Below are 13,222 nucleotides of genomic sequence, written 5' to 3'. Positions count from 1 at the left end.
GATGCGTCGGCACGCGTCGCGTCACGCGGCGCGCGCGCCCGCTTCGGTCGTGCCGGCGTCCCGACCGGCCGCTTCATCGCGCCGCGTGAACACCTCGTGCGCGGCGAACAACGCGTTGAGGGCGGCCGGAAAACCCGCGTAGACGGCCATCTGCATGAACACCTCGACGATCTCGTCGCGCGTGCAGCCGACGTTCAGCGCCGCCTCGACATGCACCTTCAGTTGCGGCTGCGCGTTGCCGAGCGCGGCCAGCGCGGCGATCGTCGCGATCTCGCGCGCTTTCAGGTCGAGCTGCGGCCGGCTGTAGATGTCGCCGAAACCGAATTCGACGATCAGCCGCCCGAAGTCCGGCGCGATCGGCGCAAGCGACGCGATCACGCGTTCGCCTACTTCGCCGTCGATTTCCTTCAGCTTGTTCCAGCCGCGCGCATAGCGATCTTCAACGAGTCGTTCCATGGTGTCCGTCCTGTTCCGAGAATGAGTGAGTAGGGTTCGCCCGTCGTTCCGTCTCGCGTTCCTGCGTCTCGTAGTACGTGATCTTGTCGCCGATCGCGTCGAGGCTTGCCTGCAACTCCGCGATATGCGCGCGCACCGCGTCGCGATGCGCGACCAGCAAGTCCCGCCGCGCACCGAACGTCGACTCGCCTTGCGCACGCAGCGCCGCGAACTGCTGCATCTGCGCGATCGGCATGCCGGTCGCCTTCAGGCGCATCACGAAGCCCAGCCAGTCAAGATCGGCCGGCGCGTAGAGCCGGTGCCCGGCCGCCGTGCGCGAAATCGCGCGCAGCAGGCCGGCCTGCTCGTAATACCGCAGCGTATGCGTCGACACGCCGGTCAGTTCGGCGACTTGCCCGATCGTGAGCGGACCGGCGGTGGAGGATCTGGATACGGTTTTCGACATGGCAGGAACAAGGTTAGGAGTTAGAGTTCACTCTAAGTCAAGCGTTGTCGCACGGCCAAGTGCGGCAATCCGAAAGCACCGCCGCAGACACCGTAAAGAATGGTCAAAACCACCGCCCGACACGGCTTTCCGTCTTTACAGCGACGCAAGCCTTCAGCAAGATTCGGTCAGCCTGTCTCAAAAAGGGCACGCATTTGTCCTATGCTTAACGGCGACGCCCGGCCAGGCCTCGCCCCGCCGTCCGTTGCAACAGCCATTCATCCGTCAGAACCAGGGAGCCTTTGCCATGCTGAAAAAGCTGCTGATGCTGTTCGTCGCGCTATCGCTGTCGCTTGCCGCCGGCCTCGCCGCGGCCGTCGAAGTCAACACGGCCGACCAGGCCGCGCTCGAATCGGTGAAGGGCCTCGGCCCCGTGAAGTCGAAGGCGATCATCGACGAACGCACCAAGAATGGCCCGTTCAAGGACGCGGACGATCTCGCGAACCGCGTGAAGGGTCTCGGCACGAAGTCGGTCGGGCATCTCGAGGAAAACGGCCTGACGATCGGCGGCTCGTCGACGCCGCCGAAGGGCGTGAAGCTGTCGAAGCCGGCCGCGACGACCTCGTCGACCACGTCGGCCACGACGCCGGCAGGCACCGCTCCGACGTCGACGACCGCGACGGCCGGCACGACGGCTGCGGCACCTGCACCGGCCGCGAGCGCTCCGGAAGCGGCGACCAAGCCGGCCAAGGGCAAGCGCGCCTCGAAAAAGGACAAGGCGGCCGCTGCCGCGGCGGCCTCCGCCGACGCGGGCGCGGGCGCGGGCGCGAACGCGCCGGCCGCAGCGTCGTCCACGAAGGCGACGAAGGGTTCGAAGAAGAAGAGCAAGAAGGACAAGGCAGCCTCCGCCGCCGCGGCGTCGGGCGCCTGATGTGCGCCGCGTGCGCGATGGCGTGCGCGCGGCATTCGATCAACGGGCGCCGTCGTCACGGCGCCCTTTTCAGTAAAGGTGAAGAACCATGGGTCTCCTCGATATCGTTGGCGGTCTGCTCGGCGGCCAGGCCGGCGGCAACTCGCAAAGCGCGCTGATCGCGACCGCGCTCGAATTCATCAACAACCAGCCGGGCGGGCTGAACGGCCTGATCGAGAAGTTCCAGAAAGGCGGCGCCGGCGACGTGATCGGCTCGTGGGTCGGCACCGGCGAAAACCAGCCGATCTCGCCCGACACGCTGCAGAACGTGCTCGGCTCGGACGTCGTCGGTTCGCTCGCCAGCAAGATCGGCATCGATCCGGGCCAGGCCTCGTCGATCCTCGCGCAGGTGCTGCCGCACGTCGTCAACAGCGCGACGCCGAACGGCGAAGTGCCGGCCGGCGGCCAGATCGACACGTCGAACGTGCTGGGCACGCTCACGCAGCTCGCCGGCATGTTCGGCGGCAACAAGCAGGCCTGAGCCGCGCCGGCTGACGGCCTCGTCGGCGGTTTCGGCCGCCCCATATGCAAACACCCCGCCTGAGCGGGGTGTTTGTTTTTGCGTGCCCGGCGCGAACCGGACACGCGGCCGATTGCCGGCGATCAGTGCACGACGCGGTCGAACACGAACTGGCCGTCGTTGACGTCGACCGGGATCACGTCCTTCGGACCGAAGCGGCCCGCGAGGATCAGCTTCGCGACCGGGTTCTCGATCTCCTGCTGGATCGCGCGCTTCAGCGGCCGCGCGCCGAACACCGGATCGTAGCCGACCTTCGCGATCTGCTCGAGCGCCGCCGGCGACACGTCGAGCGCCATGTCGAGCTTCGCGAGCCGGTCGTGCAGGCGCGCGAGCTGGATCTTCGCGATCGACTCGATGTTGCTGCGATCGAGCGCGTGGAACACGACGACGTCGTCGATCCGGTTCAGGAACTCCGGACGGAAGTGCTGCTTCACTTCGAGCCACACGGCGTCCTTGATCTCTTCCTGCGGCGAACCCGTCATCGCCTGGATCACCTGCGAGCCGAGGTTCGACGTCATCACGATCACCGTGTTCTTGAAGTCGACCGTACGCCCCTGCCCGTCGGTCATGCGGCCGTCGTCGAGCACCTGCAGCAGCACGTTGAACACGTCCGGATGCGCCTTCTCGATCTCGTCGAGCAGGATCACGCTGTACGGCTTGCGGCGCACGGCTTCCGTCAGGTAGCCGCCTTCCTCGTAGCCGACGTAGCCCGGCGGCGCGCCGATCAGCCGCGCGACGCTGTGCTTCTCCATGAACTCGCTCATGTCGATGCGGATCAGGTGCTCTTCGGAATCGAACAGGAACGACGCCAGCGCCTTGCACAGCTCGGTCTTGCCGACCCCCGTCGGGCCGAGGAACAGGAACGAGCCGTACGGACGGTTCGGATCGGCGAGACCCGCGCGCGAACGACGGATCGCATCCGCGACCGCGCTGATCGCCTCGTCCTGGCCGACCACGCGCTCGTGCAGCTTCTCCTCGATGTGCAGCAGCTTCTCGCGTTCGCCCTGCATCATCCGCGACACCGGAATCCCGGTTGCGCGCGACACGACTTCCGCGATTTCTTCGGCGCCGACCTGCGTGCGGAGCAGCCGCGGACGCGTCGGGTTGTGCTGCTCCTGCTCTTCGGCCTGCGTGACCTGCTTCAGTCGCGACTCGAGTTGCGGCAGCTTGCCGTACTGCAGCTCGGCGACCTTCTCCAGCTTGCCTTCCCGCTGCAGACGCGCGATGTCGGCGCGCACCTTCTCGATCTCTTCCTTGAGCTGCGCGCTGCCCTGCACCGCGGCCTTCTCGGCGGTCCAGATCTCTTCCAGGTCAGCATATTCGCGGCCGAGCCGCTCGATCTCTTCCTCGATCAGCTGCAGGCGCTTCTGCGACGCTTCGTCCTGCTCCTTCTTCACGGCCTCGCGCTCGATCTTCAGCTGGATCAGCCGGCGATCGAGCTTGTCCATCTCTTCGGGCTTCGAATCGATTTCCATCTTGATCTTCGACGCAGCCTCGTCGATCAGGTCGATTGCCTTGTCCGGCAGGAAACGATCGGTGATGTAGCGATGCGACAGCTCGGCCGCGGCGACGATCGCCGGGTCGGTGATGTCGACGCCGTGGTGCAGTTCGTACTTCTCCTGCAGCCCGCGCAGGATCGCGATCGTCGCCTCGACGCTCGGCTCGTCGACGAGCACCTTCTGGAAGCGGCGCTCGAGCGCGGCATCCTTCTCGATGTACTTGCGGTATTCGTCGAGCGTGGTCGCGCCGATGCAGTGCAGCTCGCCGCGCGACAGCGCCGGCTTCAGCATGTTGCCCGCGTCCATCGCGCCTTCGGCCTTGCCGGCACCGACCATCGTGTGAATCTCGTCGATGAACACGATCGTCTGGCCTTCGTCCTTCGCGATGTCGTTGAGCACGGCCTTCAGGCGCTCCTCGAACTCGCCGCGATACTTCGCGCCGGCGAGCAGCGCGGCCATGTCGAGCGACAGCACGCGCTTGCCCTTCAGCGTCTCCGGCACTTCGCCGTTGACGATCCGCTGCGCGAGCCCTTCGACGATCGCGGTCTTGCCGACGCCCGGCTCGCCGATCAGCACCGGGTTGTTCTTGGTGCGGCGCTGCAGGATCTGGATCGAACGGCGGATTTCGTCGTCGCGGCCGATCACCGGATCGAGCTTGCCCGCGCGGGCGCGCTCGGTCAGGTCGACCGTGTATTTCTTCAGCGCCTCGCGCTGGCTTTCCGCGTCCTGGCTGTGCACCTGCGAGCCGCCGCGCACCGCGGCGATCGCGGCTTCGAGCGCCTTGCGCGTGAGGCCGTGCTGGCGGGCCAGCTTGCCGGCTTCGCCCTTGTCGTCGGACACGGCGAGCAGGAACATCTCGCTCGCGATGAACGTGTCGTTGAGCTTCTGCGCTTCCTTGTCGGCCTGGTTCAGCAGCCCGGCCAGCTCCCGGCCGATCTGGATGTCGCCGCCCGTGCCCGTCACTTGCGGCAGGCGCGAAATGGCTTCGTTCAGCGCGCCTTGCAGCGCCTGCACGTGAACGCCCGCGCGCGACATCAGCGAGCGGGCGGAGCCGTCCTGCTGCGCGACCAGCGCCGCCAGCACGTGAACGGGTTCGATGTATTGATTGTCGCGGCCTGCCGCGAGGCTTTGCGCGTCAGAGAGTGCTTCCTGGAACTTGGTGGTGAGCTTGTCGATTCTCATTTGGTGAGACCTCCAATTTTCGATTAACACCAAGATGAGGATGGTTATACGGGTTTCAAGCGGAATTCGGGTTGATTCAACGCAAAAATCGCCGGGCGGCGACCCGCCGGCCTGTGGGCGGGCCGCAGCGCGGACGGCGGGGATGGCGCCGGCGTGTCAGTCGCCCCTCGACGACGATTCGGCGGCCGCCGGCGCGTCATCCCCGGACGATTCGGCGCGCACCCGCGCGATCGGACGAATGCCCAGCAGCGCGGCGAGCGGCGACGCGGGCACGCTCAGCTCGCCGAGCGTGTGGCGGTCGAGCTCGGCGAAGAATGCGTCGCGCGCGGCCGCCAGCACACCTTTCAGGCGGCACTGCGGCTCGATCACGCAGCCGCGCGCCTCGTCGCCGTCGGCCACGAAGCAGCCGACCAGCGCGAAATCGTTTTCGGTCGCGCGCACCACCTGGCCGACCGTCAGCTTCAGCGATTCGGGGAACAGCCGCAGCCCGCCGTTGCGGCCGCGCACGGTGTCGACCCAGCCGAGCTCGCCGAGCTGCTGCACGACTTTCATCAGATGGTTCTTCGAGATGTCGTAGGCGTCCGAGATCTCCTGGATCGTCGCGAGCCCCTCGCCGCGCACGGCGAGATACAACATGACGCGCAGCGAGTAGTCGGTGTAGTCGGTGAGTCTCATGAGCAGATACGGAAAATCGTCGATCGTGCCCCGCTCGGGCGAAGCGGGTCGATCGGAACGCGCGCGGGGGCGGCTGTCGAGGCCACCCACGACGCCGGGTTGCCGGGACGGCCTGCGCGCAATAAGATGCATGAAATTTGCGCATTTTTCAGGCAGGGGTGGACGCTATTTTGCGTCAAAATCCCGTCGGCGTCCTGCGCGTTGCCCGCGCCATCGTTCCGCCGACACGTCACCGATACCCTGAATTTCCCGGCCCTTTTTTGCCATGACCGCCCTGCCCGCCACGCCCGATACCGCTCCGGCCCGCCTGCGCGACGCCGAACCGACCGAAGACAACATCCGCGACCTCGTGTACGCGTTCTACGACCGCGTGCGCGCCGATCCGCTGCTGGGCCCCGTGTTCGACGCGAAGCTGGACGGCCGCTGGGACGACCATCTGCCGAAGATGGTGAGCTTCTGGTCGAGCCTCGTGCTCGGCACCAAGAGCTATCGCGGCAACGTGCAGCAGGCGCACCAGCCGCTCGACGGGATCGAGCCCGCGCATTTCAGCCGCTGGCTGTCGCTGTTCCTGAAGACCGTCGAGGGGCGCTACACGCCGCCCGCGGCCATCCGCTTCATGGAGCCCGCGCTGCGGATCGCGCAGAGCCTGCAGTTGAGCCGCTTCGGCTGGGATTACCCGATTCCGCCCGAGCAGCAGGCGCTGCTCGACGCGATCGCGCCGCGCCGCCGCGACACGGGCGACGATCCGCATGCGCTGCCGTCACGCGCCCGCGGCGAGCCGTTTCCGACGAGGATCATCGGACGCGGCACGGATCCGGACGCCTGACACGACGATTCGCTGCGCTCGAACCCTCGAGCGCCTGCGGCACATCGCCGCACAATGCGAACGCCGCGCTCAACGCGGCGTGTTACCCGATTCGACGCCCCAGCGCGCGAGCGCCGCATCGTCGGTACTGCGGGCATCGACCCAGCGCTCGCCGTCCGGCGTTGTTTCCTTCTTCCAGAACGGCGCCTCGGTCTTCAGGTAGTCCATCACGAATTCGCAAGACGCGAACGCGTCGCCGCGATGCGACGCGACCGTCGCGACCATCACGATCTGGTCGAGCGGCAGCAGCCGGCCGACGCGGTGCACGATCGCGACGTCGATCCCGGGCCAGCGCCGGCCGGCCTCGGCGGCGATCTTCTCGAGCGCCTTCTCGGTCATCCCCGGATAGTGCTCGAGTTCCATCGCGGCGACCGAATCGCCTTCGTTCAGGTCGCGCACGGTGCCGACGAAGCATGCGACCGCGCCGATCTTCGGGTTGCGCGCGCGCAGTGCCGCGACTTCGGTGTTCAGGTCGAAGTCGTCGGTCTGGATTCGTATCGTTGCCATCATCTGCCTCTGTCGACCAGAGTTAGCGCTTTAGCGCTTACTCGGGTCCCATGCTTCGCGGTCGACCAGAGTTGGCGCTTTAGCGCTTACTCTGCTCCCATGCTTTGCGGTCGACCAGAGTTAGAGCGCTTTAGCGCCTACTCTGCTCCCATCCAAAGCTCAACCGCCCGTCACCGGCGGAAAGAACGCGACCTCGCAACCGTCGGTGAGCCGCGTATCGGGATCGGTCATCTCGTGATTGCATGCCATGCGCAACGCGCGCCCTTCGGCGAGCGTTTCGGCCCACGCGCCGCCGCGCAGGCGCAGCCACGCGCGCACGTCGCCGACGGTCGTCACGCCGTCCGGCACGTCGGCCTGCTCGTCGGACACGCCCAGCGCCTCGCGCACGCTTGCAAAGAATTTCAGCTGAATCTTCATAAGTCGGGAAGCCGTCGTATTACGACAGCAATTCGGAAAACGGAATGAAACGCACGGTCTCGCCCGCGCTGATCGCGTGCTGCGGCGGATTGTCGATCAGTCCGTCGCCCCAGACCGTCGACGTCAGCACCGCCGAGCTCTGGTTCGGGAACAGGTCGAGGCCGCCGGCCGCGTTGACGCGCGCGCGCAGGAATTCGTTGCGCCGGTCGCCCTTGCCTTGCGAGAAGTCCGCGCGCAGCGACAGCGCGCGCGGCGTGACGTCGCGCACGCCGGACAGGCGCAGCAGGAACGGCCGTACGAACAGCAGGAACGTGACGAAGCTCGACACGGGGTTGCCCGGCAGCCCGATGAAATGCGCGTCGGGACGCGCGTCGCCGCGGCGCACCGCGCCGAACGCGAGCGGCTTGCCCGGCTTCATCGCGATCTGCCACAGCGCGAGCCGCCCTTCGGCCTCGACGGCCGGCTTCACGTGATCCTCGTCGCCGACCGATACGCCGCCGCTTGTCAGGATCACGTCGTGATCGCGCGCGGCCTCGCGCAGCGTGTCGCGGGTCGCCGCGAGCGAGTCGGGCACGATCCCGTAATCGGTCACGTGGCAACCGAGCCGCTCGAGCAGCCCGCGCAGCGTGAAGCGGTTCGAGTTGTAGATCGCGCCGGGCTTCAGCGGCTCGCCCGGCATCGTCAGTTCGTCGCCGGTGAAGAACACCGCGACGCGAATCCGCCGCGCGACCGACAGCTGCGCGCAGCCGACCGACGCGGCCAGCCCGAGCGCCTGCGGCGTGAGCCGCGTGCCGGACGGCAGGATCACCGAACCCTGGCGGATGTCCGCGCCCTGCGCGGTGATCCATTCACCGGCCTTCGGCGTGTGCAGGATCTCGACCGCATCGCCGTCGGCCGACGTCTGTTCCTGCATCACGACGGCGTCGGCGCCGGGCGGCACCGTCGCGCCGGTGAAGATCCGCGCGGCCGTGCCCGCCGCGAGCGGCGCGGCCGGATGGCCGGCCGGAATCCGCTGCGACACCGGCAGGCGCCGCTCGCCGTGCAGCAGGTCGGCGACGCGCACCGCGTAGCCGTCCATCGCGCTCGTATGCATCGGCGGCACGTCGAGCGGCGAACTCACGTCGGCCGCCAGCACGCGGCCGAGCGCGTCGAGCGTGGCGACGGTTTCGGCGCCGGGCAACGGCTTCGCGGCTTCGAGCAGCGCGGCGAGCGCCTCGGCGGTCGACAGCATCGGCGCGCGCGGCGCCGCGGGATTCGGATTCGACATCGATGGAATCGGGGAAACGTTGGAGTCAATACGTCATTGTAGCGACGCCGTCGCGCCCACGCGCGATATGCCGGACATGCGGCAACTGTGATCGGCGCGAACACGCGGCACTGGCACTCGTTTCGATTTACTTGTTTCGATTCGCGCGCCGTCGGACGGCGCGCCCGTGCGCGGCCGCGGCCCAACCCAAACAAAACGGCCGGAACCCCGATCCGTGCGACGAATCGGCATTCCGGCCGTGCTGCGCCGACGGGCTTGCGACCCCGCGGCACGGTGCTACCCCGGTGCTACGTCATGCGCCCGTATGCGCGACGATGAAGTCCTTCACCTGCTGCGCGTCGGCCTTCACGACCTCGAAACGCTGCGGCAGCGCCTCGAGCCCGTCGAATGCAGCCGGCCGCTCGGCCTCGCGATCGAGCGCTTCGCGGATCGTCTCGCCGAACTTGATCGGCTGGGCCGTCTCGAGCACGACCATCGGCACGCCCGCGTCGAGATGCTCGCGCGCGACCTTCACGCCGTCGGCCGTGTGCGTATCGATCATCGTGTCGTAGCGCGAGAACACGTCGCGGATCGTCGCGATACGGTCCGTGTGGCTGCTGCGGCCCGACACGAAGCCGAACTCGGCGACGCGCGCGAAATCGCCGCTCGCCGCGAGATCGAAACCGCCCTTCTCCTCGACGTCGCGGAACAGCTGCATCACGCGGGCCGGATCGCGGCCGAGCAGGTCGAACACGAAGCGCTCGAAGTTCGATGCCTTCGAGATGTCCATGCTCGGGCTGCTCGTGTGATAGGTGTTTTCCGCGCTGCGCACGCGGTATGCGCCGGTGCGGAAGAACTCGTCGAGCACGTCGTTCTCGTTGGTCGCGACCACGAGCTTCGCGATGGGCAGGCCCATCATCCGCGCGATGTGACCCGCGCAGACGTTGCCGAAGTTGCCCGACGGCACCGTAAACGACACGCGCTCGTCGTTCGACGTCGTCGCCGCGAAATAGCCCTTGAAGTAGTACACGACCTGCGCGACGACGCGCGCCCAGTTGATCGAGTTGACCGTGCCGATCTTCTGCTGCGCCTTGAACGCGTGATCGTTCGAGACAGCCTTCACGATGTCCTGGCAGTCGTCGAACACGCCTTCGACCGCGAGGTTGAAGATGTTCGGATCCTGCAGGCTGAACATCTGGGCGGTCTGGAACGCGCTCATCTTCTTGTGCGGCGACAGCATGAACACGCGCACGCCTGCCTTGCCGCGCATCGCGTACTCGGCCGCGCTGCCGGTGTCGCCCGACGTCGCGCCGAGGATGTTCAGCGCTTCGCCGTGCTTCGCGAGCGTGTACTCGAACAGGTTGCCGAGCAGCTGCATCGCCATGTCCTTGAACGCGAGCGTCGGGCCGTTCGACAGTTCGAGCAGCGACAGCGCCGCGCCGTTCTCGGTGCCGAGCGTCTTCAGCGGCGTGATGTCGGACGCGTTCTCACCGTGGCGCGTGTTGCTGTATACGGCGGCCGTATAGGTGCGGCGCGTGATCGCGCGCAGGTCGTCGGCCGGCACGTCGTCGCAGAACTTCGACAGGATCTCGAACGCGAGATCCGCGTACGGCAGCGTGCGCCAGCGCGCAAGTTCGTCGGCCGACACCTGCGGGTATTCGGCCGGCAGGTACAGCCCGCCGTCCTTCGCAAGGCCGCCGAGCAGGATGTCGGAGAACGTGTGGCGCTCGCCGATGCCGGCGCCGCGCGTGGAGATGTAGTTCATGTCGTTCCTGGTCCTCAGTTCAGCGCTTCCATGCGCAGCTTCGTCACCTTCGAGACCACCGTCGCGAGGTTTTCGATCTGCGCGATCGCCGCGTTCACGTGCTTCTCGAGCGTCTCGTGCGTGATCAGGATGATGTCGGTTTCGCCGTTCGCGTCGTCGACCTGCTCCGATTCCTTCTGCAGCAGCGCGTCGATCGAGATGCCCGTGGCGGCGAGGATGCGCGTGATGTCCGCGAGCACGCCGGTCTGGTCGGCCACGCGCAGGCGCAGGTAGTAGCCGCTCGTCACTTCCTCGATCGGCAGGATCGGCGTGTTCGACAGGCTGTCCGGCTGGAACGCGAGATGCGGCACGCGATGCTCTGGGTCGGCCGTGTGCAGGCGCGTGACGTCGACGAGATCCGCGACGACCGCCGACGCGGTCGGTTCCGCGCCCGCGCCCTTGCCGTAGTACAGCGTCGTGCCGACCGCGTCGCCGTGCACGACGACCGCGTTCATCGCGCCCTCGACGTTCGCGAGCAGGCGCTTCTCCGGAATCAGCGTCGGGTGCACGCGCAGCTCGATGCCGTTTTCGGCGCGGCGCGCGATGCCGAGCAGCTTGATCCGGTAGCCGAGCTCTTCCGCGTAGCGGATGTCGGTCGCGTCGAGCTTGCTGATGCCTTCGACGTAGGCACGGTCGAACTGGACCGGCACGCCGAACGCGATCGCGCTCATGATGGTCGCCTTGTGCGCGGCGTCGACGCCTTCGATGTCGAAGGTCGGATCGGCTTCCGCATAGCCGAGCTCCTGCGCGGCCTTCAGCGCGGTCGCGAAGTCGAGGCCGCGGTCACGCATTTCCGACAGGATGTAGTTCGTCGTGCCGTTGATGATGCCGGCGATGTACTGGATGCGATTCGCGGTCAGGCCTTCGCGCAGCGCCTTGATGATCGGGATGCCGCCGGCGACGGCCGCCTCGAACGCCACCATCACGCCCTTCTCGCGCGCGGCCTCGAAGATCTCGGTGCCGTGTACCGCGAGCAGCGCCTTGTTCGCCGTCACGACGTGCTTGCCGTTCGCGATCGCGCGCAGCACGAGCTCGCGTGCGATGCCCGTGCCGCCGATCATCTCGGCGATGATCGAGATCGACGGATCGTCGACGACCGCGTTGAAATCGTCGGTGATCTGCGCGGCGCCGGCGTTACCGCCGAGCGCGGCCTGCGCCTTGGCCGGATTGCGCACGGCAATGCGCGCGATCTCGATGCCGCGCCCCGCGCGTCGCTTGATTTCTTCCTGGTTGCGGTGCAGCACCGTGAAGGTGCCGCTGCCGACGGTGCCGAAGCCCAACAGGCCAACTTTGATCGGTTCCATGCTGCGTGTGATCGATGAGTAAGAATTGAATGAATGCCGGGGGACGCTGTCCGCTCAGACCGAATGACGCTTGCGGTAGCCGTCGAGGAAGCGCGCGATCCGGTTGATCGAATCGGTCAGGTCGTCGAGGTTCGGCAGGAAGACCACGCGGAAGTGATCCGGCGCCGCCCAGTTGAAGCCCGTCCCCTGCACGAGCAGCACGCGTTCCTCGAGCAACAGGTCGAGGATGAACTGCTGGTCGTTCTGGATCGGATAAAGCTTCGGATCGAGGCGCGGGAACATGTACAGCGCGGCCTGTGGCTTCACGCAGGTCACGCCGGGAATCGACGTGAGCATGTCGTACGCGAGCTCGCGCTGCTTGAAGAGGCGCCCGCTCGGCACGATCAGCTCGTTGATGCTCTGGTAGCCGCCGAGCGCGGTCTGGATCGCGAACTGCCCGGGCACGTTCGCGCACAGGCGCATCGACGACAGGATCCCGAGGCCTTCCAGGTAATCCTTCGCGCGCCGGCGGTTGTCGCCGCCGAGGCCCGACACGGCCATCCAGCCCGCGCGGTAGCCGCACGAGCGATAGCTTTTCGACAGGCTGTTGAACGTGACGGTGATCACGTCTTCCGACAGCGAGCCCAGCGCCGTGTGCTCGAGCCCGTCGTAGACGATCTTGTCGTAGACCTCGTCGGCGAACACGATCAGCCCGTGCTGACGCGCGATCTCGAGCAATTCGAGCAGCAATTCGTCGGAATAAAGCGCGCCGGTCGGGTTGTTCGGGTTGATCACGACGATCGCCTTGGTGTTCGGCGTGATCTTGCGGCGGATGTCGTCGAGGTCGGGCATCCACGCGTTCTGCTCGTCGCACACGTAGTGCACGGGCGTGCCGCCCGACAGGCTCACGGCGGCCGTCCACAGCGGGTAGTCGGGCGCCGGCAGCAGCACTTCGTCGCCGTCGTTCAGCAGCGCCTGGGTCGCCATCACGATCAGCTCGGACGCGCCGTTGCCGATGTAGATGTCGTCGAGGCCGACACCGACGACGCCCTTTTGCTGCGTGTAGTGCATCACGGCCTTGCGGGCCGAGAACACGCCCTTCGAATCCGAATAGCCGGACGACGCCGGCAGGTTGCGGATCATGTCCTGGATGATTTCGTCCGGCGCGTCGAAACCGAACGGCGCGAGGTTGCCGATGTTCAGCTTGATGATGCGGTGGCCTTCTTCCTCGAGGCGCTTCGCGTGCTCGAGCACCGGGCCACGGATGTCGTAGCAGACGTTGAGCAGCTTGTTCGACTTCTGAATCGGTTTCACGACGACACGGTTCCTGGGTTGGCCTTGCGGCCGGGGGACGGGATCAAAACTGGAGAGCGG

13 protein-coding genes are annotated in these 13,222 nt (G+C 66.9%); 3 read left to right on the top strand and 10 right to left on the bottom strand.

Translation table 11 applies throughout. The annotated features are described in order from the left end of the window. Positions 1 to 21: 21 nt before the first annotated feature. Both DIE16_RS24220 and DIE16_RS24215 read right to left on the bottom strand, forming a co-directional pair. On the bottom strand, positions 22 to 456 hold the full coding sequence (locus tag DIE16_RS24220) for a carboxymuconolactone decarboxylase family protein (RefSeq protein WP_124486285.1): 435 nt from the start codon (positions 454 to 456) through the stop codon (positions 22 to 24). Further along, positions 440 to 901 carry a MerR family transcriptional regulator gene (locus DIE16_RS24215; protein ID WP_124520211.1) on the bottom strand — a complete coding sequence of 154 codons (462 nt, stop codon included), beginning with the start codon at positions 899 to 901 and terminating at the stop codon, positions 440 to 442. Before DIE16_RS24215 ends, DIE16_RS24220 begins: the two co-directional genes overlap by 17 nt. Before the next feature lie 286 nt (positions 902 to 1,187). Between DIE16_RS24215 and DIE16_RS24210 the strand changes: the two genes are divergently transcribed. Together DIE16_RS24210 and DIE16_RS24205 are read left to right on the top strand one after the other, a co-directional pair. Next, a complete protein-coding gene (locus tag DIE16_RS24210) occupies positions 1,188 to 1,811 on the top strand; it encodes a helix-hairpin-helix domain-containing protein (protein WP_124893554.1) in 624 nt (207 codons plus the stop codon). A gap of 88 nt (positions 1,812 to 1,899) precedes the next feature. Then, the gene (locus tag DIE16_RS24205; RefSeq protein ID WP_124486282.1) at positions 1,900 to 2,331 is read left to right on the top strand and encodes a YidB family protein; all 432 of its coding nucleotides are present in this window, start codon (positions 1,900 to 1,902) and stop codon (positions 2,329 to 2,331) included. Positions 2,332 to 2,453: 122 nt separating this feature from the next. Here the strand turns inward: DIE16_RS24205 and clpB are convergent, their stop codons facing one another. Together clpB and DIE16_RS24195 are read right to left on the bottom strand one after the other, a co-directional pair. Further along, positions 2,454 to 5,051 (bottom strand): ATP-dependent chaperone ClpB, encoded by a 2,598-nt coding sequence (clpB, locus tag DIE16_RS24200; RefSeq protein WP_044847251.1) that lies wholly within the window; start codon positions 5,049 to 5,051, stop codon positions 2,454 to 2,456. A gap of 156 nt (positions 5,052 to 5,207) precedes the next feature. Further along, on the bottom strand, positions 5,208 to 5,726 hold the full coding sequence (locus tag DIE16_RS24195) for an Rrf2 family transcriptional regulator (protein ID WP_124893553.1): 519 nt from the start codon (positions 5,724 to 5,726) through the stop codon (positions 5,208 to 5,210). A gap of 265 nt (positions 5,727 to 5,991) precedes the next feature. Here DIE16_RS24195 and DIE16_RS24190 point away from each other — a divergent pair, with 265 nt between their 5' ends. Further along, the gene (locus tag DIE16_RS24190) at positions 5,992 to 6,552 is read left to right on the top strand and encodes a group III truncated hemoglobin (protein ID WP_044847249.1); all 561 of its coding nucleotides are present in this window, start codon (positions 5,992 to 5,994) and stop codon (positions 6,550 to 6,552) included. A gap of 69 nt (positions 6,553 to 6,621) precedes the next feature. On the opposite strand, the gene DIE16_RS24185 is transcribed toward DIE16_RS24190, so the two are convergent. The 6 genes from DIE16_RS24185 to DIE16_RS24155 all read right to left on the bottom strand — a co-directional run bounded on the left by DIE16_RS24185 (position 6,622) and on the right by DIE16_RS24155 (position 13,162). After that, complete coding sequence (locus DIE16_RS24185; protein ID WP_124486280.1) at positions 6,622 to 7,098, bottom strand: molybdenum cofactor biosynthesis protein MoaE; 477 nt, start codon at positions 7,096 to 7,098, stop codon at positions 6,622 to 6,624. A 159-nt stretch (positions 7,099 to 7,257) separates the two neighbouring features. Next, on the bottom strand, positions 7,258 to 7,515 hold the full coding sequence (gene moaD, locus DIE16_RS24175; RefSeq protein ID WP_006758354.1) for a molybdopterin converting factor subunit 1: 258 nt from the start codon (positions 7,513 to 7,515) through the stop codon (positions 7,258 to 7,260). Positions 7,516 to 7,534: 19 nt separating this feature from the next. Next, on the bottom strand, positions 7,535 to 8,782 hold the full coding sequence (glp, locus tag DIE16_RS24170) for a gephyrin-like molybdotransferase Glp (protein ID WP_124520209.1): 1,248 nt from the start codon (positions 8,780 to 8,782) through the stop codon (positions 7,535 to 7,537). A 292-nt stretch (positions 8,783 to 9,074) separates the two neighbouring features. Continuing rightward, positions 9,075 to 10,526: a threonine synthase gene (gene thrC, locus DIE16_RS24165; protein WP_044847246.1), complete on the bottom strand. Its 1,452-nt coding sequence runs from the start codon at positions 10,524 to 10,526 to the stop codon at positions 9,075 to 9,077. Positions 10,527 to 10,540: 14 nt separating this feature from the next. Then, entirely contained in the window at positions 10,541 to 11,869 is a 1,329-nt protein-coding gene (locus tag DIE16_RS24160; protein ID WP_124893552.1) for a homoserine dehydrogenase, read from the bottom strand. A gap of 54 nt (positions 11,870 to 11,923) precedes the next feature. Beyond that, on the bottom strand, positions 11,924 to 13,162 hold the full coding sequence (locus tag DIE16_RS24155) for a pyridoxal phosphate-dependent aminotransferase (RefSeq protein ID WP_124486277.1): 1,239 nt from the start codon (positions 13,160 to 13,162) through the stop codon (positions 11,924 to 11,926). Positions 13,163 to 13,222 lie beyond the last annotated feature (60 nt).

Origin of the sequence: Burkholderia sp. Bp9090 (assembly GCF_003857985.1) — a bacterium.
Lineage (GTDB): Bacteria > Pseudomonadota > Gammaproteobacteria > Burkholderiales > Burkholderiaceae > Burkholderia.
This window is presented reverse-complemented; position numbering and strand designations above follow the sequence as displayed.